This is a genomic window from Bordetella tumbae, assembly GCF_054780995.1.
This window is the reverse complement of the sequence record NZ_BAAGVG010000025.1, coordinates 102,572-122,296: the sequence shown is the minus strand read 5'-3', so window position 1 is coordinate 122,296 and position 19,725 is coordinate 102,572. Positions and strand designations below refer to the sequence as shown.

The 19,725-nt window shown below is 60.9% G+C and carries 21 protein-coding genes; 4 read left to right on the top strand and 17 right to left on the bottom strand.

Annotation, left to right across the window (positions count from 1 at the left end):
* Positions 1–31: 31 nt before the first annotated feature.
* From ACYVI2_RS27270 to ACYVI2_RS27255, 4 genes are all read right to left on the bottom strand, one after another.
* The gene (locus ACYVI2_RS27270) at positions 32–850 is read right to left on the bottom strand and encodes a M48 family metallopeptidase (protein ID WP_415819693.1); all 819 of its coding nucleotides are present in this window, start codon (positions 848–850) and stop codon (positions 32–34) included.
* A gap of 171 nt (positions 851–1,021) precedes the next feature.
* Positions 1,022–2,080, bottom strand: a complete 1,059-nt coding sequence (aroC, locus tag ACYVI2_RS27265; protein ID WP_415819615.1) for a chorismate synthase — start codon at positions 2,078–2,080, stop codon at positions 1,022–1,024.
* 92 nt (positions 2,081–2,172) lie between these two features.
* Positions 2,173–3,771 (bottom strand): protein adenylyltransferase SelO, encoded by a 1,599-nt coding sequence (locus ACYVI2_RS27260; protein ID WP_415819614.1) that lies wholly within the window; start codon positions 3,769–3,771, stop codon positions 2,173–2,175.
* Between the two features lie 125 nt (positions 3,772–3,896).
* Positions 3,897–4,283 (bottom strand): DUF2069 domain-containing protein, encoded by a 387-nt coding sequence (locus ACYVI2_RS27255; protein WP_460490380.1) that lies wholly within the window; start codon positions 4,281–4,283, stop codon positions 3,897–3,899.
* A gap of 126 nt (positions 4,284–4,409) precedes the next feature.
* Here ACYVI2_RS27255 and ACYVI2_RS27250 point away from each other — a divergent pair, with 126 nt between their 5' ends.
* Together ACYVI2_RS27250 and ACYVI2_RS27245 are read left to right on the top strand one after the other, a co-directional pair.
* Positions 4,410–5,762, top strand: a complete 1,353-nt coding sequence (locus ACYVI2_RS27250) for a YihY family inner membrane protein (protein WP_415819612.1) — start codon at positions 4,410–4,412, stop codon at positions 5,760–5,762.
* Positions 5,756–6,226 (top strand): CBS domain-containing protein, encoded by a 471-nt coding sequence (locus ACYVI2_RS27245; protein ID WP_415819611.1) that lies wholly within the window; start codon positions 5,756–5,758, stop codon positions 6,224–6,226. The genes ACYVI2_RS27250 and ACYVI2_RS27245 overlap by 7 nt, the downstream gene beginning before the upstream one ends.
* Before the next feature lie 146 nt (positions 6,227–6,372).
* On the opposite strand, the gene dusA is transcribed toward ACYVI2_RS27245, so the two are convergent.
* Positions 6,373–7,380, bottom strand: coding sequence for a tRNA dihydrouridine(20/20a) synthase DusA (dusA, locus tag ACYVI2_RS27240; protein ID WP_415819692.1), 1,008 nt, complete (start codon positions 7,378–7,380; stop codon positions 6,373–6,375).
* Positions 7,381–7,540: 160 nt separating this feature from the next.
* On the opposite strand from dusA, the gene ACYVI2_RS27235 reads away from it, so the two are divergent.
* Entirely contained in the window at positions 7,541–8,509 is a 969-nt protein-coding gene (locus ACYVI2_RS27235; protein ID WP_415819610.1) for a homoserine kinase, read from the top strand.
* A gap of 55 nt (positions 8,510–8,564) precedes the next feature.
* Positions 8,565–9,380, top strand: a complete 816-nt coding sequence (locus ACYVI2_RS27230) for a BPSS1780 family membrane protein (RefSeq protein ID WP_415819609.1) — start codon at positions 8,565–8,567, stop codon at positions 9,378–9,380.
* A 50-nt stretch (positions 9,381–9,430) separates the two neighbouring features.
* Here the strand turns inward: ACYVI2_RS27230 and ACYVI2_RS27225 are convergent, their stop codons facing one another.
* The 12 genes from ACYVI2_RS27225 to ACYVI2_RS27170 form a co-directional block, all read right to left on the bottom strand.
* A complete protein-coding gene (locus ACYVI2_RS27225) occupies positions 9,431–10,804 on the bottom strand; it encodes a replicative DNA helicase (protein ID WP_415819608.1) in 1,374 nt (457 codons plus the stop codon).
* 172 nt (positions 10,805–10,976) lie between these two features.
* Positions 10,977–11,816, bottom strand: a complete 840-nt coding sequence (locus ACYVI2_RS27220; protein ID WP_415819607.1) for a BUD32 family EKC/KEOPS complex subunit — start codon at positions 11,814–11,816, stop codon at positions 10,977–10,979.
* Between the two features lie 248 nt (positions 11,817–12,064).
* Positions 12,065–12,520 (bottom strand): 50S ribosomal protein L9, encoded by a 456-nt coding sequence (rplI, locus tag ACYVI2_RS27215; RefSeq protein WP_415819606.1) that lies wholly within the window; start codon positions 12,518–12,520, stop codon positions 12,065–12,067.
* 14 nt (positions 12,521–12,534) lie between these two features.
* The gene (rpsR, locus tag ACYVI2_RS27210; protein ID WP_415819605.1) at positions 12,535–12,807 is read right to left on the bottom strand and encodes a 30S ribosomal protein S18; all 273 of its coding nucleotides are present in this window, start codon (positions 12,805–12,807) and stop codon (positions 12,535–12,537) included.
* A gap of 77 nt (positions 12,808–12,884) precedes the next feature.
* Positions 12,885–13,208 carry a primosomal replication protein N gene (gene priB / locus ACYVI2_RS27205; RefSeq protein WP_415806007.1) on the bottom strand — a complete coding sequence of 108 codons (324 nt, stop codon included), beginning with the start codon at positions 13,206–13,208 and terminating at the stop codon, positions 12,885–12,887.
* A gap of 36 nt (positions 13,209–13,244) precedes the next feature.
* Positions 13,245–13,622: a 30S ribosomal protein S6 gene (gene rpsF / locus ACYVI2_RS27200; RefSeq protein WP_094822015.1), complete on the bottom strand. Its 378-nt coding sequence runs from the start codon at positions 13,620–13,622 to the stop codon at positions 13,245–13,247.
* 226 nt (positions 13,623–13,848) lie between these two features.
* Positions 13,849–14,532: a substrate-binding domain-containing protein gene (locus tag ACYVI2_RS27195; RefSeq protein WP_415819604.1), complete on the bottom strand. Its 684-nt coding sequence runs from the start codon at positions 14,530–14,532 to the stop codon at positions 13,849–13,851.
* Between the two features lie 7 nt (positions 14,533–14,539).
* Entirely contained in the window at positions 14,540–15,514 is a 975-nt protein-coding gene (locus ACYVI2_RS27190; protein WP_415819603.1) for a DUF817 domain-containing protein, read from the bottom strand.
* Between the two features lie 8 nt (positions 15,515–15,522).
* The gene (gene folE2 / locus ACYVI2_RS27185; protein WP_094822016.1) at positions 15,523–16,317 is read right to left on the bottom strand and encodes a GTP cyclohydrolase FolE2; all 795 of its coding nucleotides are present in this window, start codon (positions 16,315–16,317) and stop codon (positions 15,523–15,525) included.
* 215 nt (positions 16,318–16,532) lie between these two features.
* Positions 16,533–18,410, bottom strand: coding sequence for a 1-deoxy-D-xylulose-5-phosphate synthase (gene dxs, locus ACYVI2_RS27180; protein ID WP_415819602.1), 1,878 nt, complete (start codon positions 18,408–18,410; stop codon positions 16,533–16,535).
* A 7-nt stretch (positions 18,411–18,417) separates the two neighbouring features.
* Positions 18,418–19,329, bottom strand: coding sequence for a polyprenyl synthetase family protein (locus tag ACYVI2_RS27175; protein ID WP_415819601.1), 912 nt, complete (start codon positions 19,327–19,329; stop codon positions 18,418–18,420).
* A gap of 6 nt (positions 19,330–19,335) precedes the next feature.
* Positions 19,336–19,602, bottom strand: coding sequence for an exodeoxyribonuclease VII small subunit (locus ACYVI2_RS27170; protein ID WP_254924127.1), 267 nt, complete (start codon positions 19,600–19,602; stop codon positions 19,336–19,338).
* Between the last annotated feature and the right edge of the window lie 123 nt (positions 19,603–19,725).

The following is a 19,725-nucleotide window of genomic DNA, read 5'->3' as shown; positions in this document are numbered from 1 at the left end:
CCATAGCGGAAGCACTCGCACCATTGCACCGCTATTTTTTGCCCTTTGCCTGGTCGTATAGCGGCATCACCCGTTCCGACGCAGCCTGCAATTCGCTGATGCGTGTCTCCGCCGAGGGGTGGGTCGATAGGAACTCGGGCGGCGCGCCACTGCTGGCGGTGCCCATTTTTTGCCACAGTGTCACCGCGGCGCGGGGATCATATCCGGCCCGCGCCGCGAGCTCTACGCCCATCATGTCGGCCTCGCTCTCGTGGGTCCGGCTGTTGGGCAGCGTGAACATGACGTCGGTGAGCTTGCTGCCCAGGTCCGTCGATACGCCCGTGGCAATCGACAGCACGGACAGGCCGACGTTGGTGACCATCTGCTGCGACATACGCTCGCGCGCGTGTTCGCGCAACGCGTGCGCGATTTCATGCCCCATGACGGCTGCCAGCTCAGCATCAGTGGGCTTGATTTGCGTCAACAGCCCGGTATAGACGGCCATTTTCCCGCCCGGCATGCACCATGCATTGACCTCGTCAGACGATAAGACGTGCACTTCCCAATCCCAATTCGCAGCATCCGGCCGGAATGCACCCACCTGCGCGATTAACCGCTGGGAAATCGTGCGCACCCGGGATACCTGGGAGGCATTACGGTCCAATGCCCCCTGGGCCTTGGCCTTTTGGATGAGGTCGGAATACTGCTGGCCGGCTTCTTGCTCAAGCTCTTTTTCCGGCACCATGCTGGACATGTACTGTGTACGCTCAACGCCCACTGTGCCGGATTGTGTGGTCTGCACGCTGGCGCAACCGCTCACGGCCAAGGTGCCAATTATTGCGGCCCCGCCAAGCAGTTGGCGAAACAGCATTCGGAATGTCACGCTCATGGTTCTCCCCCCTCGATAAACGTTGCCGACCCGACGCCACGCATCGCGACACGATAGGCTAGCGCACGACGCAGCGGACTCAGCTTCGCCAACTAGTCTGCATCACTCCTCGCGCGGCCCATTCTCATGACGTCTGCGGTCACGAAACGTGGTTTAACCGCACTGCGCCCGATGGCGCAAGGCGTGGTCCATCAAAACCAGTGCGAGCATGGCTTCGACAATCGGCGTGGCACGGATGCCGACGCATGGATCGTGGCGGCCCAGCGTTTGCACCATGATGGGTTCGCCCTCGCTATTGATCGAGTGGCGCTCGACGCGGATGCTCGAGGTCGGCTTGATCGCCAGAGATACCGTCACCGGTTGCCCGGTGGAAATCCCGCCCAGCACGCCGCCGGCGTTGTTCCCGATAAAACCTTCGGGCGTGATCTCGTCTCCGTGCTCGGAACCACGCTGCGTGACACAATCAAAACCCGCACCGATCGACACGCCCTTGACGGCATTCAGGCCCATCATGACGTGCGCGATATCGGCGTCAAGACGGTCGTACAGGGGCTCGCCCCAGCCGACCGGCACGTTTTCTGCGACGACCTCCACGCGTGCGCCTATCGAGTCCCCATCGCGGCGCAACTGATCCATATAGGCTTCGAGCTCGGGCACAACGCCGGCATTCGGCGCGTAAAAGGCATTATTGGGCACATCGTCCCAGGACACGAACGGAATGGGAATGGGCCCCAACTGGCTCATGTAGCCGCGCACCCGGATACCGTGCTGCTCGGCCAGCCATTTTTTGGCAATCGCCCCTGCCGCGACGGTAGGCGCGGTCAGACGCGCGGAGGAACGTCCGCCGCCACGCGGATCGCGCAGCCCGTATTTGCGGGTGTAGGTGAAATCTGCATGGCCGGGGCGGAAGGTATCCGCAATATTGGAATAGTCCTTGCTGCGCGCATCGACATTGCGAATCAGCAATGCGATGGGCGTGCCGGTCGTGACGCCCTGGTACACCCCGGACAGAATCTCGACCTGGTCGGCCTCCTGGCGCTGCGTCACGTGGCGCGAGGTGCCCGGGCGGCGGCGATCCAGTTCGGCCTGGATATCGGCAGCCTCCAGTGCCAGCCCCGGCGGGCAGCCATCCACCACACAGCCAATGGCAGGGCCATGGGATTCGCCAAAATTCGTGACGCAGAAAAGAGTACCGAGAGTATTGCCGGACATGGGACGTTAAGAAATCAGAAAAGCATTAGAAGGCAGGCCTGATTATGACATTGACGGGCGGCCGCCTGCGCAGGTGGATGCAAAAGAGGCGTTTATGACGAACAACTGACCTCGATCCCCCCCGCCCAATCCGGCGGCAGCCCGGCGTAGGCTTCGTAGCCGGCCCTCTCGGTATAGGGGTCGCGCAGCAACTGCAGCAGGGTATCAATTTCGCCGGCATCGCCGGTTTTCGCCGCGCGGATCGCCTGCTCGGCCAAGTGATTGCGCAGTACATACAGCGGATTGACGGCGTCCATGGCCTGGGCACGTGCCTGCGCAGCGATATCCGGCTGGCTCGCCCCGGCCGAGGGCGCAGCCTCAGTGGTTGAATCACGGGTTGCCTGCCTCGTTGAGCCGCCAGAGGCCTTGCCTTCATCAATGGGATCCTGCGCATGGCGCGCCGCCAAGCGCTCGTACCACGCGCGTGCCGCCTCACGGTCAATGAAGAGATCTTGAAACCCCTGCGTGCGGCCCCGCACGGCATCGGCCAGGCGGCGGAATGTCAGGGTGAAATCGGCCCGTTGATCGTGCATGAGCTTGAGCAGCGCATCCAGCAACGCCTCGTCATCTGCCTGCCAGCGATGGAGCCCGAGTTTCGCGGCCATCCGTTGGTGAAAAGCCTGGATAAAGATGGCCTCGTAGCCATCCAATACCCCGCGCAATGCTTCGACGTCGGCCACCAGGGTATGCAAGCTGCCCGCCAGACGATAGAGATTCCAGAGCGCCACCGAGGGTTGGCGGTTCCAGGAATAGCGGCCTTCGGTGTCTGAATGATTGCAGACGTGATCCAGCCTGAACGTGTCCATGAATCCGTACGGGCCATAATCCAGCGTCAGCCCCAAAATGGACATGTTGTCGGTGTTCATCACCCCGTGGCAAAAGCCGACGGCCTGCCAGTCCGCCATGAGCAATGCCGTGCGGCGGGTCACTTCGGTCAAGAGACGCAATATCGCGCCGTCGTTGCCCGGGGCACCACCCGTTTCGACGTCGCGGCATTGGGGATAAAACTTGTCAATGACATAGTCGGTCAACACCTGCAACTCGTCCGGCTGGCGGCGCGAGGACCAGTGCTCAAACGATCCGAATCGCACAAAACTGGGAGACATGCGGGTGACAATCGCCGCCGTTTCCATCGTTTCGCGTCTGACGGGATCATCGGAAACGACCAGGGCCAAGGCGCGCGTGGTCGGGATCCCCAAGCCATGCATAGCCTCGCTGGCCAGATACTCGCGCACGGACGAGCGCAGCACCGCCCGGCCGTCGCCCATGCGGGAATACGGCGTCATCCCGGCGCCTTTCAGCTGTAATTCCCAATTGCCATGCGGACCCACCACTTCGCCCAACAGATGCGCACGGCCATCACCCAATTGCCCGGCCCACACGCCGAATTGATGACCGCTGTATACGGCCGCCAGCGTGGCCCCGCCCGGCAAGGGCTGCTGGCCTGAACAGACGCGCAGAAACGTCTCGGATTGCAGGGCCTCGGGCGACAGGCCGATCAGCTCAGCAGCCTGCTCGTTAGCATGCAACAGCCTGGGGGCGGTCAGCGGCTGCGCCGCCAGCCGCGTGTAAAACGCAGGCGGCAGCGCGGCAAAGGAATTGTCCACCCGTAAGGCGTCCAGTTGATGCAGCAAGGTCGGTGAATCGGTCATAGTGGAAAATGAATCTTCAGAAATCGCGGAGGCTGCCGTGGTATCTCGGCCCGTGGACAGAGATCCAGACGCTGAACGGGATCAAGTATGGCCCGCCAGGCGACGCGTGGATCCCGGCCGGTACGTCATCGCGGCACGCCGGCACGCGCCCGGGCGCGTGCCGCGCGCTTGGCAGGCCGTACATACAGGATAGCAGCGATGAAAAACACCAGCGACAGCGCAATTTCCAGGCCTGCCAGCGCAGCCGACATCGGCGCGGGGTCGGACATGGCGCGCACGACGCCCTCCATCAAATACAGCAATGCCAGCATCGAGGCCCACTGATAGGTGTAGAGATTGCCCCGCAACACGCCGCGCAGCGGAAAGGCCAACGGCAACGCCTTGAGAAACAGCCACGAACCACCCGGCCGGATCGGCGCCAGCACGGTTTCCCACGCCACGCACAAGACGATCAGGGCCAACAAGGCTGCCGACGCCAGACGCCGCAGATTGGGATTCAATTCAACGTTCATCAGTGGTCTCGAGAAGTCACGTCCCGGCTCAATACTGTGTGAAGCCGTCTACACCTGCCCCAAGCATCCCGGCATGCAGGCCTGGAGATGCCATGAAGGAAGCGCCCAAACTGCTATTATCGCCCGATGAGCCCCTCTGCCGAGCCCGCTACCGCTGCGCCGGAGCCGCCCCCAGTCACGCGCACGCGTACCTCCTGGATCACGCGCGTCGGTCGGGTGTTCCGTTTTGCCGCCCAACGGGCTGACGAGGAACGGCTGCTGCAGGTGGCATCCAGCCTGACTTTCACCACAGTTTTGGGGCTCGTCCCCATGTTGGCAGTGGTGCTGTCGCTGTTCACGGCTTTTCCGGTGTTCCAGGATTTTCGGCTTGCGCTCGAGGATTTTCTCACGCACAGCCTGATGCCGCCGGCCGTGTCCGACAACATCATGAATTACCTGAACCAGTTCGCCCGCCAGGCTACGCGGCTCACCGCGATTGGCGGCGCCTTTCTGGTGGTCACGTCGATCTTGCTCATCATGACCATCGACAAGACCTTTAACGATATCTGGCATGTGACGCGCCAACGCCCTATTCCGCAGCGCGCGCTGGTGTATTGGGCCGTCGTGACACTAGGACCGGTGGTGGCGGGCGCCAGCCTCTGGGCGACCTCTTTTGTGGCTCGCGAATCCATGGGGCTGGTGCGCGATGTGCCGGAGATCCTGAGCCTGATCATTTCGTTTGTCCCCGTCATCCTCACTGGGCTGGGTTTTGCGGCGTTGTTCGTGGTGGTGCCCAATCGCCAGGTGTTTTGGCGCGATGCAATGGCAGGCGGCTTCGGGACGGCGATTGTGCTCGAGCTCATGAAAGCCGCGTTTGCATACTATCTGACACGTTTTCCAACATACACCGTGATTTACGGCGCGTTTGCCACGCTGCCGATTTTCCTGCTGTGGATTTATCTATCGTGGTTGGCGGTACTGTTTGGCGCGACCGTTGCGGCCAGTGTGCCGCTGATCCGCCTGGGGCGCTGGGAAATCAACCGCAGTCCCGGTGCGCCCTACATCGACGCCATGGCCGTCCTGCGCTCGCTGCATGCCGCCCAGGGACGCCGGCCCGCCGGCCGCAGCACCAGTTCCTTGGCCAAACGCCTGCATCTGCACCACGACGAGTTGAATGCCGTCCTGGAAAAACTGGAACAATTGGACATCATCGCCCGCACGTCAGAACAACGCTGGATACTGGCCTGCGATCCGCGCAAGATCCCGCTGTCGCCAGTTGTTGATCATTTTCTGCTCGATCGGCAACAGCCCAGGCTGCAAGACGATCCGCACATTTTGGACGTCGCAGCGGCCGCCCTGGGCAGACAGGACACCCCCACACTGGAAGAACTCTCTCAGCTGGCGCACAATACGCCTATGGACGCGGCTGCGCCCGCGCCGCCGCATGCGGGCCAGAATACAAAATCGGGGCAACAGTCCCCAGGAGAAGCATCATGTTGAAAGTCAGTGAAATCCTACGAGTAAAGGGTGATACGCTTTATACGGCCTCGCCCGATATGCCCGTATCCCTGGCCGTCCAGACGATGAGCGAACAGGACATCGGCTCGCTGGTCATCATGGAGTCCGGCATGTTGACGGGCATGCTGACCTTTCGCGAAATCATCCGCCACTTGCATGACCACACGGACGGTGAATGGGGCAAGACCACCATCCGCGCCATCATGGACGACGCGCCGGTCAGCGTGACCCCCAACACCAGCGCCGACGAGGTGCAGCGCCTGATGCTGGAAAAGCATGCTCGCTACATTCCCGTCATGGACGGCCCCATGCTGATGGGGGTGATCTCGTTCTACGACATGGCCCAGGCCATCGTGGCTGCGCAGCAATTTGAAAACAATATGCTCAAGGCCTATATCCGCGATTGGCCCGTGGATGGCAACAACGCCTCCGCAGAACCCTCCTGAGCGGCGCCATGAGGTCCGTACAGGCAACGTACGGACCTCATGGCTGTCATCAAATTGATTACAGACAGCCCCCGCGACTGACGCAGTCAGTCTGTATGCGCCTGACGCTGTGAGCGGATTACGCGATCTGCAGCGGGTCTATCGGCCTAGCCGGCCGGCATCTCAGCGGCGGCCGGCACGTGCGAGGGGCTCTGCAGACTGCGCCACGCTTCGTAAATCAACCCTGGCTCGTTCCCTGCCAGACGCGCCGGATCGGACAACATGCGCCGCCAACGCCGCGCCCCCGACTGGCCATTGACCAGTCCCAACATAGGACGCGTCATCACACGCAGCGGCACCCCACGGCTCACCTGCTCCGCCGCGTAGCGCACCATGGCGTCGACGACCTGCGCGTCCGTGGGCAGACGGCCCGAGGGCCATAATTGCAGCGACACCTCCGACAACACGCGCGGCGTGTGCCAGGCGGCACGCCCCAACATCACGCCATCGAACTCATGCGCCGCAGCCACCGATTGATCCGCATCTGCCAAACCGCCATTGAGCACAAAAATACTGTCGGGAAAATCTGCCTTAAGCTGCTTTGCGACGTCATAGCGCAGCGGAGGGATCTCGCGATTGTCTTTGGGCGACAGGCCCTTTAATACGGCATTGCGCGCGTGCACGACAAATACCCGGCAACCGGTGTCGTGAATCATGCCCACGAAATCCCGCACAAAGGCATAAGACTCGTCGTAATCGAGACCGAGACGATGCTTTACCGTCACCGGAATATCGACCGCATCCTGCATCGCCTTGATGCAATCGGCAACCAGGGCGGGCTCGGCCATCAGACACGCCCCGAACGCGCCGCGTTGCACGCGCTCCGATGGGCAGCCGCAATTCAGGTTGATCTCGTCGTATCCCCATTGGCGCCCCAGCCGTGCCGCCTGCGCCAGCGCGTCAGGCTCACTGCCGCCGAGCTGCAGCGCCACAGGATGTTCGGCCTCGTCGAAATCCAGATGACGCTCCACATTGCCGTGCATCAGCGCACCGGTAGTGATCATCTCGGTATAGAGACGAGCGCGCGGCGCCAGCAGCCGGTGAAAATAACGGCAATGCCGGTCTGTCACATCGATCATGGGGGCGACACAGAGCCGCCAGTCAGAGGGGTTCAACATTACGTAACGCACAAGAGGAATGCCGTATTTTACGGCGTTCGCGAGAATCAGCCGCGTTGCCCGGCGGCTGGTCTGGCGCGTAGACTAAAATTGTCGCGCCGCTCCAGGCAGAGCCCCGTCAGGGCCCTGCCCCATGTCCACCCTTACTCGCTGATCCATGGCCGTTTTTACCTCTGTTTCCGATAACGACGCCCGCGCCCTGCTGGCGCATTTTGATCTAGGTGACCTGGTGTCGCTGCGCGGCATTACCGCCGGCATCGAAAACACCAATTATTTTCTGGTCACGACGCGTGGCGAGTATGTGTTGACGATATTCGAGGTACTGACCCAGACCCAGCTGCCCTTTTATATCGAGCTGATGCACCATTTGGCGTCGCGCGGTGTGCCGGTGCCGCAGCCTCAGACCCTGCGTGACGGCAGCCGCCTGACCACGCTGCATGGCAAACCGTGTTCCATCGTCACGCGCCTGCCCGGCGGCTATGAGCCCGCGCCGAGTGCGGCCCATTGTGCCTTGACCGGCGCCACCCTGGCTCGCGCGCATCTGGCCGCCCAGGACTTTCCCCTGCAGCAGCCCAATTTGCGCGGCCTGGCCTGGTGGACTGAGACCGCCCCGAAAGTCCTGCCGTTTCTGGATCCGGCCCAAACTCAGTTGCTGACCCAGGAATTGTCGGCTCAGCAACAGGCGGCCCAGAGCCCCGCATGGCAGAGCTTGCCCGCCGGGCCAGCCCATTGCGACCTGTTTCGCGACAATGTCTTGTTTGCGGGCACGTTTGACAGCCCGCTCATGGGCGGTTTTATCGATTTTTACTTTGCAGGCTGCGACACTTGGCTGTTCGACGTCGCCGTCAGCGTCAATGACTGGTGTATCGAGCGCGAGACGGGCATTTTCATCCCTGAGCTTGTACAAGCATGGCTGCAGGCTTATGCCGACGTACGCCCCTTCACCGACGCCGAACGGCAGGCCTGGCCGACCATGCTGCGCGCCGCCGCACTGCGTTTCTGGCTATCGCGCCTGTATGACTACTATCTGCCGCGCCCGGCCCAGACACTGAAGCCGCACGATCCGCGCCATTTCGAACGAGTGTTGCAAGCGCGCCACCGCGAAGCGCTGCCCGCCTTGCCCTAAACGAGCAGGCCCGCATAATAGAATGTAACGTGCCATCTAACGCTAATCGAGACTTATGCAAGCAGCATCCTTACCCGCATCCTATGGCTGGCAATGGGTACGAGACGGCCTGAAGCTGTTCATGAAACAACCGCTCGCGGTCTTTACCTGGGCATTGGCTATCAGTCTGCTGGTGATGTTTGCCAGTTTTACCCCGCCAGTGGGCCCATTGCTCTTTGTCGCGCTGATGCCTGTCGTGACCTTGATGACCTTGTCTGCCTGCAAGCATATCGAGGCGGGCCGCGTCATGCTGCCCTCGATGTGGCCGCAGCCGCTGATGCGGCCAGGCGTGTTTAAAAAACTGCTGATCATGGGCGCGTTGTATGCGGGGCTCAGCATTACAGCGGGCCTAGCCACATTTCTGCCCTTTTCCGCCGAGTTGACCGAAGGGCTGCGCATCGCCTCGATCGAGCAGAATTTGACGCCCTTTCTCAGCGCCATGACGATCCCGTTGACGCTGTTCGGTATCTTGTACATCATCATTGCGGCGCTGTTCTGGCACGCACCTGCGCTGGTGGCGTGGCACGGCTTGCGCTTGGGTCAGGCGCTGTTCTTTTCCGGCGTGGCGTGCTGGCGCAATAAATGGCCGTTCGTGGTGTACGGCATTACCTGGATCCTGGCATTCCTGCTCATCGATCTGTGTGCGGGAATCCTGGTCAGTATCGGGCTGTCCCCGCAGGTAGCCAGCACACTGCAAATTCCCTTCAATATTGCGGCGGGCGGCGTGCTGTACTGCAGCTTTTATCCCGTCTATACGTCGGTATTCGGGATTGAAGACACCCATGCCCATCCCGACCATCAATCGAACGACAGGCCTCAGTCGGAACCGTGAGATAAAGAGCGGCGACGCAGGCACCTGCTGCCGCTCTCGTGGCACTCGGCTTAGTAGCTCTGCGCGCCAGTGAAGTTCAAGAAGCGCGTGCTCGATCCCTGGAAGGTCAAGCGGACAGTACCGATCGGGCCGTTACGCTGCTTGCCGATGATGATCTCGGCCGTGCCTTTATCGGGCGAGTCGGGGTTGTAAACCTCATCGCGATAAATGAACAAAATCAAGTCGGCATCCTGTTCGATGGCGCCCGATTCACGCAAGTCACTCATCACGGGACGCTTGTTGGGACGCTGTTCCAGACTGCGGTTCAACTGCGACAGCGCAATCAAGGGGCAACCCAGTTCTTTTGCCAGGCCTTTAAGCGAACGGCTGATCTCTGAAATTTCGGTCGCACGGTTTTCCCCGCCGCCATTGCCTGCCATCAGCTGCATATAGTCAATGATGATGAGGCCCAGTTGCCCGCACTGGCGCGCCAAGCGGCGCGCACGGGCTCGGACTTCCATGGCGCTGAGTGCGGGAGTCTCGTCGATATAGACCTGGGCGTCCTGCATCAACTGCACGGCGTGTGTCACGCGCGGCCAGTCGTCTGCGACCAATTTCCCGGTCCGCATGCGATGCTGATCGAGCATCCCGACCGACCCCAGCATACGCATCGCCAACTGCACCGCACCCATTTCCATCGAGAACACCGCGACCGGCAGCCCCTGCTCGATCGCCACGTGCTCGCCGATGTTCATCGAAAACGAGGTTTTACCCATCGACGGGCGCCCCGCAACAATCACCAAATCGCCAGGCTGCAGGCCCGAGGTCATCTTGTCCAGGTCGGCAAAGCCCGTCGGCACCCCCGTGACGTCAGAATCTGCGTCGCGGTGATAGAGCTCATCGATACGCTCCACGACCTGGGTCAGCAGCGGCTGGATTTCCTGGAACCCGGCGGAGCCTTTTTCGCCCTCCTGGGCGATCTTGAAGACCTTGGATTCGGCCTCGTCCAGCAATTGGCGGGCTTCTTTGCCTTGTGGGTTGAACGCCGCGGCGGAAATCTCGTCAGCGATGGACACCAGCTTGCGCAACATGGAGCGCTCGCGCACGATCTCCGCATAGCGGCGGATGTTGGCCGCCGACGGCGTGTTGTGGGCCAGAGCATTCAAATAGGCCAGGCCGCCGGTGTCCTCGGCCTTGCCCGCACTGACCAGGGACTCGTTGACCGTAATCACGTCGGCAGGCCGCGCCAAGCCGATCAGGCGCGCAACGTGATGCCAAATCAGACGATGATCATGCCGATAGAAATCCTGTTCATCCAGCACATCGGCGATGCGATCCCAGGTGGTGTTATCCAGCAACAATCCACCCAAGACCGACTGCTCGGCCTCGATCGAATGTGGCGGGACGCGTAGATAATCTAGTTGGGGATCGGCAGGAGTATTCATAAGCAAGACAAGAATGCGGGGCGGCGACACATCGCGGGCAGGCGACTGATCCTCGGTATCTCAACACTCAATAGGATCGACTGCCCTGAGGCGGCGGCGAAAGACAGTGTCAATAATAAGTCACTTACGACTGGATTTCTCGCGAGAAATCACGTAGTCGCCAGCGGTACGGCTAGAACAGGGTATGCAGCGTATCCGCCACCTGAAAAAAACCCCGGATATCGCGCCCGGGCAGGCGTCCCGCCACAGGGCGCAGCATGGCCGCGCTGCCACAAATCACGCGCGCCAAGCGTTTTAAACGGGCACGGACCTCTGGAGCAGGATAGGCCTCAAAGTACGCAGCAAGCATCATTTTGCCAAGCCCTACGGGGTCTGCATCGTCCAGTTTGCGCAACCCCAGCAGAGACGACAATAATTGGTACAGATCATAGGCCTGGGCGAGCGGCAACGACAATGCGTTGCCCGTGTTTTCCTCGAAGTCGATGCGCCACATCAGGCCATCGCGCAATGTGACGTTACGAATCTGGGCTCCACCATGGCAGTGCCCCTGGGCATGAAACTGAGCCAGATCGATGGCCAGATCGCGCACCCATTGCATGCGCTGTTCGGGGCCTGCATGCCGGATCAAATTGGCGAAATCCTCGCCGACATGCTCCAGCACCAGCAACCCGGGGGCCTCCATCCACACGTCGGGGACGCGGCACCCAGCCTGGGACAACTGACGAAGGCGTTCGGCCTCGTAAGCCAGGCCATTACGCAACAAAACATTGGGGCTGGGAAACTCGCCCAGAAACACTTTGCAGCCCACTGCCAGGCCCAACGCCCGCAAATAGCGCAGACCGTAGCTCAGGCCCTGCATCACACTCGCCCGGCGGCGCTTTACTACGCACGCCACACCATCGATCTCGATTTCACGCACAGAGGGCTCGCGTGCAGCGTCGACGCTGTCCAGCCAGGCCTGCAGGCCTGCGGGTGCTTGGTGATGAGGGGACGTCGCAGATTGGTTAGGCAAAGGTCGGCTCGGAGGAACTCAGATAAATGAACACCGGCCGCGACGGATATGCCAATGCGTATACGCCATCGCGGAACAGGTCGAAAGAGATGGGACGGACATGAGATCGAGTGATCGATCAGCTGAAACCATAGGCTACCATTCTCAAGCAAAACAATATCAAGAGCCCCTACGCCGCGCCGGCCTCCGGCCCGGCAACAAAAAAGCCGGCACGGCCGGCTTTTTTGCAGGTGTGAACTGAGTGGTGCTTAGGAGATGTCGCCTTCGACCAGCACGTTCACGTCCACCAACACATCCGCGTGCAGCGCGACTTGGATGGGGTATTCGCCGACGGCCTTCAACGGACCGTTGGGCAGGCGGACTTGAGCCTTTTCGACGGCGTCAAAGCCGGCTTTCTTCAGGCCTTCGGCCACGTCGCCGTTGGTCACGGAACCGAACAAGCGACCGTCAACGCCGGCCTTTTGTTGGATCTTGAGTTGGTAGCCGTTCAGGCGGGCACCCAGTGCCTCGGCAGCAGCCAGCTTTTCAGCCTGGATTTTTTCCAGTTCGGCGCGGCGGGCTTCGAATTCCTTCAGGGCGGCGTCGGTAGCACGACGAGCCTTTTTCTGAGGGATCAGGAAGTTACGGGCGTAACCATCGCGCACGCGGACGACTTCGCCCAGGTTGCCGAGGTTGACGACTTTTTCGAGCAGGATAACTTGCATTTCAGTGCCCCGGATTAGTTGTGGTTGTCGGTGTAAGGCAACAGGGCCAGGAAGCGCGCACGCTTGATGGCGCTGTCCAGTTGGCGCTGGTAGTGAGCCTTGGTGCCGGTCAAACGAGCCGGGATGATCTTGCCGTTTTCTTGCACGAAGTCGCGCAGGGTGTCCAGATCTTTGTAATCGATCTCGTCGACGCCAGCAGCGGTGAAGCGGCAGAACTTACGACGCTTGAACAGCGGGTTCTGCTGCGTGAATTTACGTTTTTCTTTGCGTTTTCCGAAGAAAGCCATGATGTGCCTCTTAGTCTAGCTGGGCCAGGTTTTGTTTAGCCTTGCCCAAAATCTGATGTCTGAATCCGATGTTTCTGTTATGCCACCAACGGGTCATGCCCTGCACTGCCACCGACTTTACGGACCTGCTGCATATGCAGCTTGACCTTTACCGAGTCTTTGCGAGCAGCGGCCAGAAAGCCCTGTATCAGCAACTCGGTCCCCAGAGGGGTGCCGGCCAGCAGTTGTGCCAGATCGCCCAAGGCCACAGCGGTGATCGTGAGCTCGACGCGGCGCGGATGGCCTGCTTCGATGACTTCCGATTCGTGGGCCAGCAGCATTTCCAGCGCTGGCACGCCGGCGGGAGTGTGGCGCAAAGGCTCGCATTCGAGAACGCGGGCGCTGAGTTCCAGGGTATTCATCCGCCAGATCGTGGTGAAAAAACAGTATCGTCGGGTTTATTGAGCCTGAGCGGGAGCCGCAGCTTCGGCGCTGGCCTTGCGGGCCTCTTCACGCTCGACCGATTTCATCATGATCGAGGGCGTGGTCTGGGCTTTCTTGGTCTTGATGACCAGGTGGCGCAGAACAGCGTCGTTGTAGCGGAACGAGTGCTCGAGCTCATCCAGCGTGGCTTGGCCGCACTCGATGTTGATGCAGACGTAATGGGCCTTGACGAGCTTTTGAATGGGGTAAGCCAGTTGGCGACGACCCCAGTCTTCCAGGCGATGCACGGTGCCGCCTTGGCCGGTAACCAGCGCTTGGTAGCGCTCGACCATGGCGGGCACTTGCTCGCTTTGGTCCGGATGGACAATGAACACTACTTCGTAGTGACGCATAGGTAAAACTCCTTGAGGATGTCTCGGCAGAATGCGGCTGCTTTAAGCACTCAATTAAGCACACCATTCCCTGCCAAGTGGCAGCCCGCCGCCCAAAAAACATGGGCAATCGAGCAAGAAAGCCTTTGATTATTGCCGATTTTTTGCTTTGAAGCAATATGTAGCCGCCAAACCCCTACGGCATCGGGCAACGCCAGACTCATACCGAAACGAGACAAATCCGGCCCTATTTTTCGGCAGGCATCATGCCATGGCGCATTTTTTCCGCTACGGCTGCCGGGGAATTGACGAAATCGAGGAACTGCTTGACCACCTGCGACTTGCCCGAGGCAGTCATTGTCCCGGCCGAAAATACGGTCGTGGTCTGAATCGCTGCTGGCAACGGCCCCAGAATGGTGATGCCCTTTACGTGGAGCAGTTCGCTCAGTTGCTGAAAGCCGAGTTCGGCCTCGCCTTTGGCCACCAAGGCGCCCACCGGCACACCGGGAGGAGCTGGTACGACCCGAGGCTGAATATCAGCCGCTATCCCCCAACGCTCGAACAGTTTGGCCAGGTACACGCCGCTCGGCCCCGTGGAATAGCCCAACGTTCTAGCCTCGAGCACAGCTCTTTTGACGTCGTCTTCGGTGCTGATGCTTATTGAGGGGGCGCCCTCGCGCACGGCAATCGCCACTCCGGATTGCATCAGATCCACACGACTGCCGGCGCGGATCTGGCCGGACTGAATCAACGCATCGATGGCAGTGGACGCCAAAATCACGACATCGAATTTCTCGCCCGCGGCGACCCGTCTGGCCGCATCAACGCCACCGACCGACTCCAGGTCGATGCTGATTCCAGTCTGCGTCTCGAACTGTGCCGCCAGATCGCTGAGCACCTGTCGCGTCGCCATGGAGGAGATAACGTGCACGTTGAGATTATCCTGTGCCGCCACCGCGGCTATAGCCCGCAGGCCGGTTCACCACACTGACCATGACGTAGCTGATTATCATCAGGAGAAACCAGGATCCCAGCTTCGCCGGCGACACCCAATCCCAGCCATGCTGTTGATTGGGATAGCTCCAGGCCCGCGCAAAGGTGCCGATATTTTCGGCAAACCAGATAAACAGCGCCACCAGCACGAAACCCAATAGCAAAGGCATGCGCCGATGCACTCGCCAGATGCGGTAATACACCCAGGTGCGCGCAAACAGCACACCCGTCAACACGAACAGGACGACACGCAGATCAACGATGTAATGGTGCGTGAAAAAATTGGCGTAGATCAGCACCGACAACAGCAGCGTAGCGGCCAGCGGCGGGTGAGAAGTGAACTGGAAATCAAACAGGCGCCAGACCCGCGCCAGATAACTGCCCACTGCCGCGTACATAAAGCCGGTAAAGAGCGGTACCCCGCCCACACGCAGGACGCTGTCCTCTGGATAGACCCAGGATCCGACCGAGGTCTTGAACAGCTCCATGATGGTGCCGACCACATGGAACATCAGAATCACTCGAGCCTCAGCCCAGGTTTCCATGCGCAGCATCAACAAGGCGGCCTGAATGCCCAGGGCCGCCAAGGTCAGAAAATCGTAGCGCGCCAGCGCGGCATCGGGCGGATACCACCAATGCGTCGCCAGAAGCAAAGCGCACATCAGCCCGCCAAATAGGCAGGCCCAGGCTTGCTTGATGCCAAAGCGGAAAAATTCGTAGGACGCCGTACGTACCCGGCTGTGGCCAGCCCAGCGCTCGGCCAATCCGGTTTCCCAGCCTTCCAGCCGCGCGATCAGCGGCCAGTCGCGAGCAGCAGGATCGGCCGCACCAGGCTCGGGGTGCGCGGCTGCGGCCGAGCCCGTGGGGGGCCGGCCAATAGCCGGCGACGGGCCCGAGCCAGAAGCGGACGAGCCGCTCATTCGCGCACTTAGCCCTCTACGACGGCGTAAGCGGAATGGTTGTGAATGGATTCGAAGTTCTCGGCCTCGACGCGGTAGCGTGCCACGCCGGGATAGGCTGCCACGCGTGCGGCCACGTCACGCACCAGGTCTTCGACAAATTTGGGATTGTCGTAGGCGCGCTCGGTGACGTATTTCTCGTCGGGCCGCTTGAGCAGACCCCACAACTCGCAGGAGCCTTCGTCTTCGACCAGACGGATGATGCGATCCATCGCGACGTCGCCGTTCAACACGGCCGATACCGTCACGTGCGAGCGCTGATTGTGCGCGCCGTATTCGGAAATCGCCTTGGAACACGGGCACAGGCTGGTGACGGGGACCTGCACAACCAATTCGAACTCGACTTGATCGCCAGCGGCGCGCGCAATCCACTGCACCTCGTAATCGAGCAGGCTTTGCACGCCCGATACAGGAGCGGATTTGTTGATGAAATACGGGAAAGCCGCCGTAATGTCGCCACGCTCGGCGTGCAACAAGGGCAACATGTCGCGCGCCATCTCGGAAAACAGCGCCGGCGTCATCGGCACGGTGCGGTATTTTTCCAACAATGCCACGAAACGCGACATATGCGTGCCCTTTTCCTCGGCGGGCAGAGCCACCGTCAGGGTCCAGTTGGCCACCGTAGGCTGCGGACCGTCAGCCGCCGCCACCAACATGGGATGACGCACGCCACGGATGCCTACGCGCTGAATCGGGATGTGCCGCGTATCAGCCGAGCTCTGGACATCGGGCATCACGAGGGCGGAATCGATCGGAGAATTCATAGGGTTACCTGTCAGGGCACAAAAAGAAAAATCCATTGCCCTGAAATATGTCAAGGGGGCCATTATTACCGAAAACATGGCGTTAGGGCCGGGAAAACCCTCTTGCCAGTAGGTTGGCCCGCCCGACTGGCAACCCCGGAGTTTACGCCGAAGCGCTGGATCAGCGCCACGGTATAGGTGGCCAAGCGGCCGTCCGGAGGCTATGACTGCGCGGGTTACGACGCAGCAGCAGCGGCGTCTTGCTGCACAAAACGGACACGGATGGCGTGCTCGATACCCGCTGCATCCAAGCCGACGCCCGCCAGCAAGGCCGCCTGATCGCCGTGATCAATGAACTGATCTGGCAAGCCCAACTGCAATACCGGCATCTGCACGCCCTCTTGATTGAGCAACTCAGTCACCGCACTGCCCGCCCCGCCCATGATGGCGGCTTCTTCGAGTGTCACCAAGGCATCGTGGCGCGCTGCCAGATCGAGGATCAATTCGCGATCGATGGGCTTGACGAAACGCATGTCTGCCACTGTCGCATCGAGCGACTCTGCTGCGGTCAGCGCGGCGTGTAACAGCGTGCCGAACGCCAGAATGGCGATGCCCTTGCCCTCGCGCCGGATCACGCCCTTGCCCACCGGCACCGTGTCCAGGCTGGAGGTAATCTCGGCACCGCACCCAGCCCCGCGGGGATAGCGCACCGATGCGGGACCAGGATATGCATAGCAGGTCGACAGCAACAGTCGCGCCTCGTTTTCGTCCGAAGGCGTCGCGACCACCATATTGGGAACGCAACGCAGATAGGCAATATCGTAATTGCCGGCATGCGTCGCCCCGTCAGCCCCGACCAGGCCCGCGCGATCCAGCGCAAAGGTCACATCCAGATTCTGCAGCGCCACGTCATGCACGAGCTGATCGTAGCCGCGTTGCAAAAAGGTCGAGTAAATCGCCACCACAGGCTTTTGGCCCTCACAGGCCAAGCCTGCGCCAAACGTCACAGCATGCTGCTCGGCAATGCCCACGTCGAAATAACGGCGCGGAAAACGTTTCTCGAACTCGACCAGGCCACTGCCCTCGCGCATCGCAGGCGTGATGCCCACCAGGCGTTCGTCTTTCTCGGCCATGTCGCAGAGCCACTGCCCGAACACCTGAGTGAAGGTCTTGCGCGACGAAGGCTTGCCCTGCTGGATACCGACCGTCGGATCGAATTTTCCGGGGCCGTGATACAGCACCGGATCGGCTTCGGCCAGCTTGTACCCCTGCCCCTTGCGCGTGACCACGTGCACGAACTGCAAGCCTTGCAACGCCTTGAGGTTTTGCAAAGTCGGAATCAGGGCGTCCAGATCGTGGCCGTCAATAGGGCCGACATAGTTGAAGCCGAATTCTTCGAACAACGTCGCCGGCGTGACCATGCCCTTGGCATGCCCCTCGAAGCGGCGCGCCAACTCGAGCACGGGCGGCACATGTTGCAGCACTGCACGTCCGACGTTCTTGGCCGTCGCATAAAAGCGCCCGGACATCAAACGCGCCAGATAGCGATTCAATGCGCCCACCGGCGGCGAGATCGACATATCGTTGTCGTTGAGCACCACCAGCAAATTGATATCGGGCGTAACACCGGCGTTGTTCATCGCCTCAAAGGCCATCCCCGCCGACATCGCCCCATCACCAATCACGGCGATATGCTGGCGCTGGATGCCGGCGTTGCGCGACGCGACGGCCATGCCCAACGCAGCCGAAATCGAGGTGGACGAGTGCGCCGTGCCAAACGCGTCGTATTCGGACTCGCTGCGTTTGGGAAACCCGGAAATGCCGCCTGCCTGGCGCAAATGCGCCATGCCGGCGCGCCGGCCCGTCAGGATTTTGTGCGGATAAGACTGATGGCCCACGTCCCACACGATGCGATCATGCGGCGTATCAAAAACGCGATGCAGCGCCAGTGTCAGCTCGATAGTACCCAGGTTCGACGACAAATGGCCGCCCGTCTTGGATACCGATTCCAGTACAAAGCCGCGCAGCTCTTGCGCCAGAATCTTGAGCTCACGGCGATCTAGTTGGCGCAGGTCCGCCGGGGTGTGGATACGGTCCAGTATTTCTGTCGTCATGCTCGGTTCAGCGATCTCTGAGTACGATGTAGTCGGCCAGACGGCCCAACATCGAGGCGGAATCCCCTAGCGGGACCAATGCCGCATGGGCCGCAACGCGCAGCTCTTCGGCCAGCGCACGCGCGTCATCCAGTCCCAATAAAGAAACATAAGTGGGCTTGTTGCCCGCGGCGTCTTTGCCCGCGGTCTTGCCCAGGCTGGCAGTATCGGCAGTCACATCGAGAATATCATCGACCACCTGAAACGCCAGCCCAATGGCGTGGGCGTAGTCATCGAGCGCCTCGCGCGCAGCGGAACTGGCGCCGGCCACAATGCCACCCAATGCCACGCTACACGCCAGCATAGCGCCGGTTTTCATCGTATGCATAGTTTGCAGCTCGTCACGTGACAGCGAGCGGCCCACACTATCCAGGTCGATAGCCTGCCCGCCTGCCATTCCCAGACTGCCGGAAGCCTGGGCCAGCGCGCGCGTAGCCTGCACGACCAGGGCAGGCGCGATAGGCATTTCGGCCAACAGCTCAAACGCCAGAGGCTGCAGGGCGTCACCAGCCAGCATGGCCGTGGCCTCGTCAAACTGCACATGCGTCGTAGGACGGCCGCGGCGCAACACGTCGTCGTCCATGCAGGGCAAATCGTCGTGGATCAAAGAATAAGCATGAATGAGCTCGACCGCCGCAGCAGCGCGATCCATCGAGGCCTGTACGGCGACGGTACTGCCATTGACCGGACATGCCTTGCCTGCCGCATAGACGAGCGCTGCGCGCACCCGCTTGCCACCGCCCAGTACGGCATAGCGCATGGCCGCATGCAAACGTGCCGGTTGCATGTCTGCCGCTGGCAGACAGTCGTCCAGTACGGTTTCAATATGCTGTGCGCGGCTCTGCAGCCAGTCCGCGAACGCAAGATGTTGTTGAGTCATTCGGTTTTATTCTTCGTCCAGCGCATGGGGATCCAGCGGCCGCAGCAGCCCGTCCTCGAGGACTTTGACCTGCTGCTCCGCCTGCGCCAGGCGCTCTTGGCAAATACGGGTAAGCTCGACGCCGCGGCGATAGGCCGCCAACGATTGCTCTAGCGGCAACGATCCTCCCTCCATCGTGGCGACCAGCGTTTCGAGTTCGGCCAACGCCGTCTCGAAATCCTGAGGCAAAGGACGGTCGTCTTGAGGAGTATCGGTGTGCGAGGAAGTGGCCAAACGGGGCTCCGAGCGCAAAAAGAGTCATTAATTTCTGAATTGTACGAGATCGCGAACCCCGGCCGTTTGTACAGAGACGTGTGAAATAAATAAAGTGTCTATGTCGCCCTTTCGGCTTGCCGT

What these genes read in the sequence shown, in the direction of transcription:
- ACYVI2_RS27270 (WP_415819693.1), bottom strand. Translation starts at nt 850, where the DNA reads ATGCTGTTTCGCCAACTGCTTGGCGGGGCCGCAATAATTGGCACCTTG.
- aroC (WP_415819615.1), bottom strand. Translation starts at nt 2,080, where the DNA reads ATGTCCGGCAATACTCTCGGTACTCTTTTCTGCGTCACGAATTTTGGC.
- ACYVI2_RS27260 (WP_415819614.1), bottom strand. Translation starts at nt 3,771, where the DNA reads ATGACCGATTCACCGACCTTGCTGCATCAACTGGACGCCTTACGGGTG.
- ACYVI2_RS27255 (WP_460490380.1), bottom strand. Translation starts at nt 4,283, where the DNA reads ATGAACGTTGAATTGAATCCCAATCTGCGGCGTCTGGCGTCGGCAGCC.
- ACYVI2_RS27250 (WP_415819612.1), top strand. Translation starts at nt 4,410, where the DNA reads ATGAGCCCCTCTGCCGAGCCCGCTACCGCTGCGCCGGAGCCGCCCCCA.
- ACYVI2_RS27245 (WP_415819611.1), top strand. Translation starts at nt 5,756, where the DNA reads ATGTTGAAAGTCAGTGAAATCCTACGAGTAAAGGGTGATACGCTTTAT.
- ACYVI2_RS27235 (WP_415819610.1), top strand. Translation starts at nt 7,541, where the DNA reads ATGGCCGTTTTTACCTCTGTTTCCGATAACGACGCCCGCGCCCTGCTG.
- ACYVI2_RS27230 (WP_415819609.1), top strand. Translation starts at nt 8,565, where the DNA reads ATGCAAGCAGCATCCTTACCCGCATCCTATGGCTGGCAATGGGTACGA.
- ACYVI2_RS27225 (WP_415819608.1), bottom strand. Translation starts at nt 10,804, where the DNA reads ATGAATACTCCTGCCGATCCCCAACTAGATTATCTACGCGTCCCGCCA.
- rplI (WP_415819606.1), bottom strand. Translation starts at nt 12,520, where the DNA reads ATGCAAGTTATCCTGCTCGAAAAAGTCGTCAACCTCGGCAACCTGGGC.
- rpsR (WP_415819605.1), bottom strand. Translation starts at nt 12,807, where the DNA reads ATGGCTTTCTTCGGAAAACGCAAAGAAAAACGTAAATTCACGCAGCAG.
- priB (WP_415806007.1), bottom strand. Translation starts at nt 13,208, where the DNA reads ATGAATACCCTGGAACTCAGCGCCCGCGTTCTCGAATGCGAGCCTTTG.
- rpsF (WP_094822015.1), bottom strand. Translation starts at nt 13,622, where the DNA reads ATGCGTCACTACGAAGTAGTGTTCATTGTCCATCCGGACCAAAGCGAG.
- ACYVI2_RS27190 (WP_415819603.1), bottom strand. Translation starts at nt 15,514, where the DNA reads ATGAGCGGCTCGTCCGCTTCTGGCTCGGGCCCGTCGCCGGCTATTGGC.
- folE2 (WP_094822016.1), bottom strand. Translation starts at nt 16,317, where the DNA reads ATGAATTCTCCGATCGATTCCGCCCTCGTGATGCCCGATGTCCAGAGC.
- dxs (WP_415819602.1), bottom strand. Translation starts at nt 18,410, where the DNA reads ATGACGACAGAAATACTGGACCGTATCCACACCCCGGCGGACCTGCGC.
- ACYVI2_RS27175 (WP_415819601.1), bottom strand. Translation starts at nt 19,329, where the DNA reads ATGACTCAACAACATCTTGCGTTCGCGGACTGGCTGCAGAGCCGCGCA.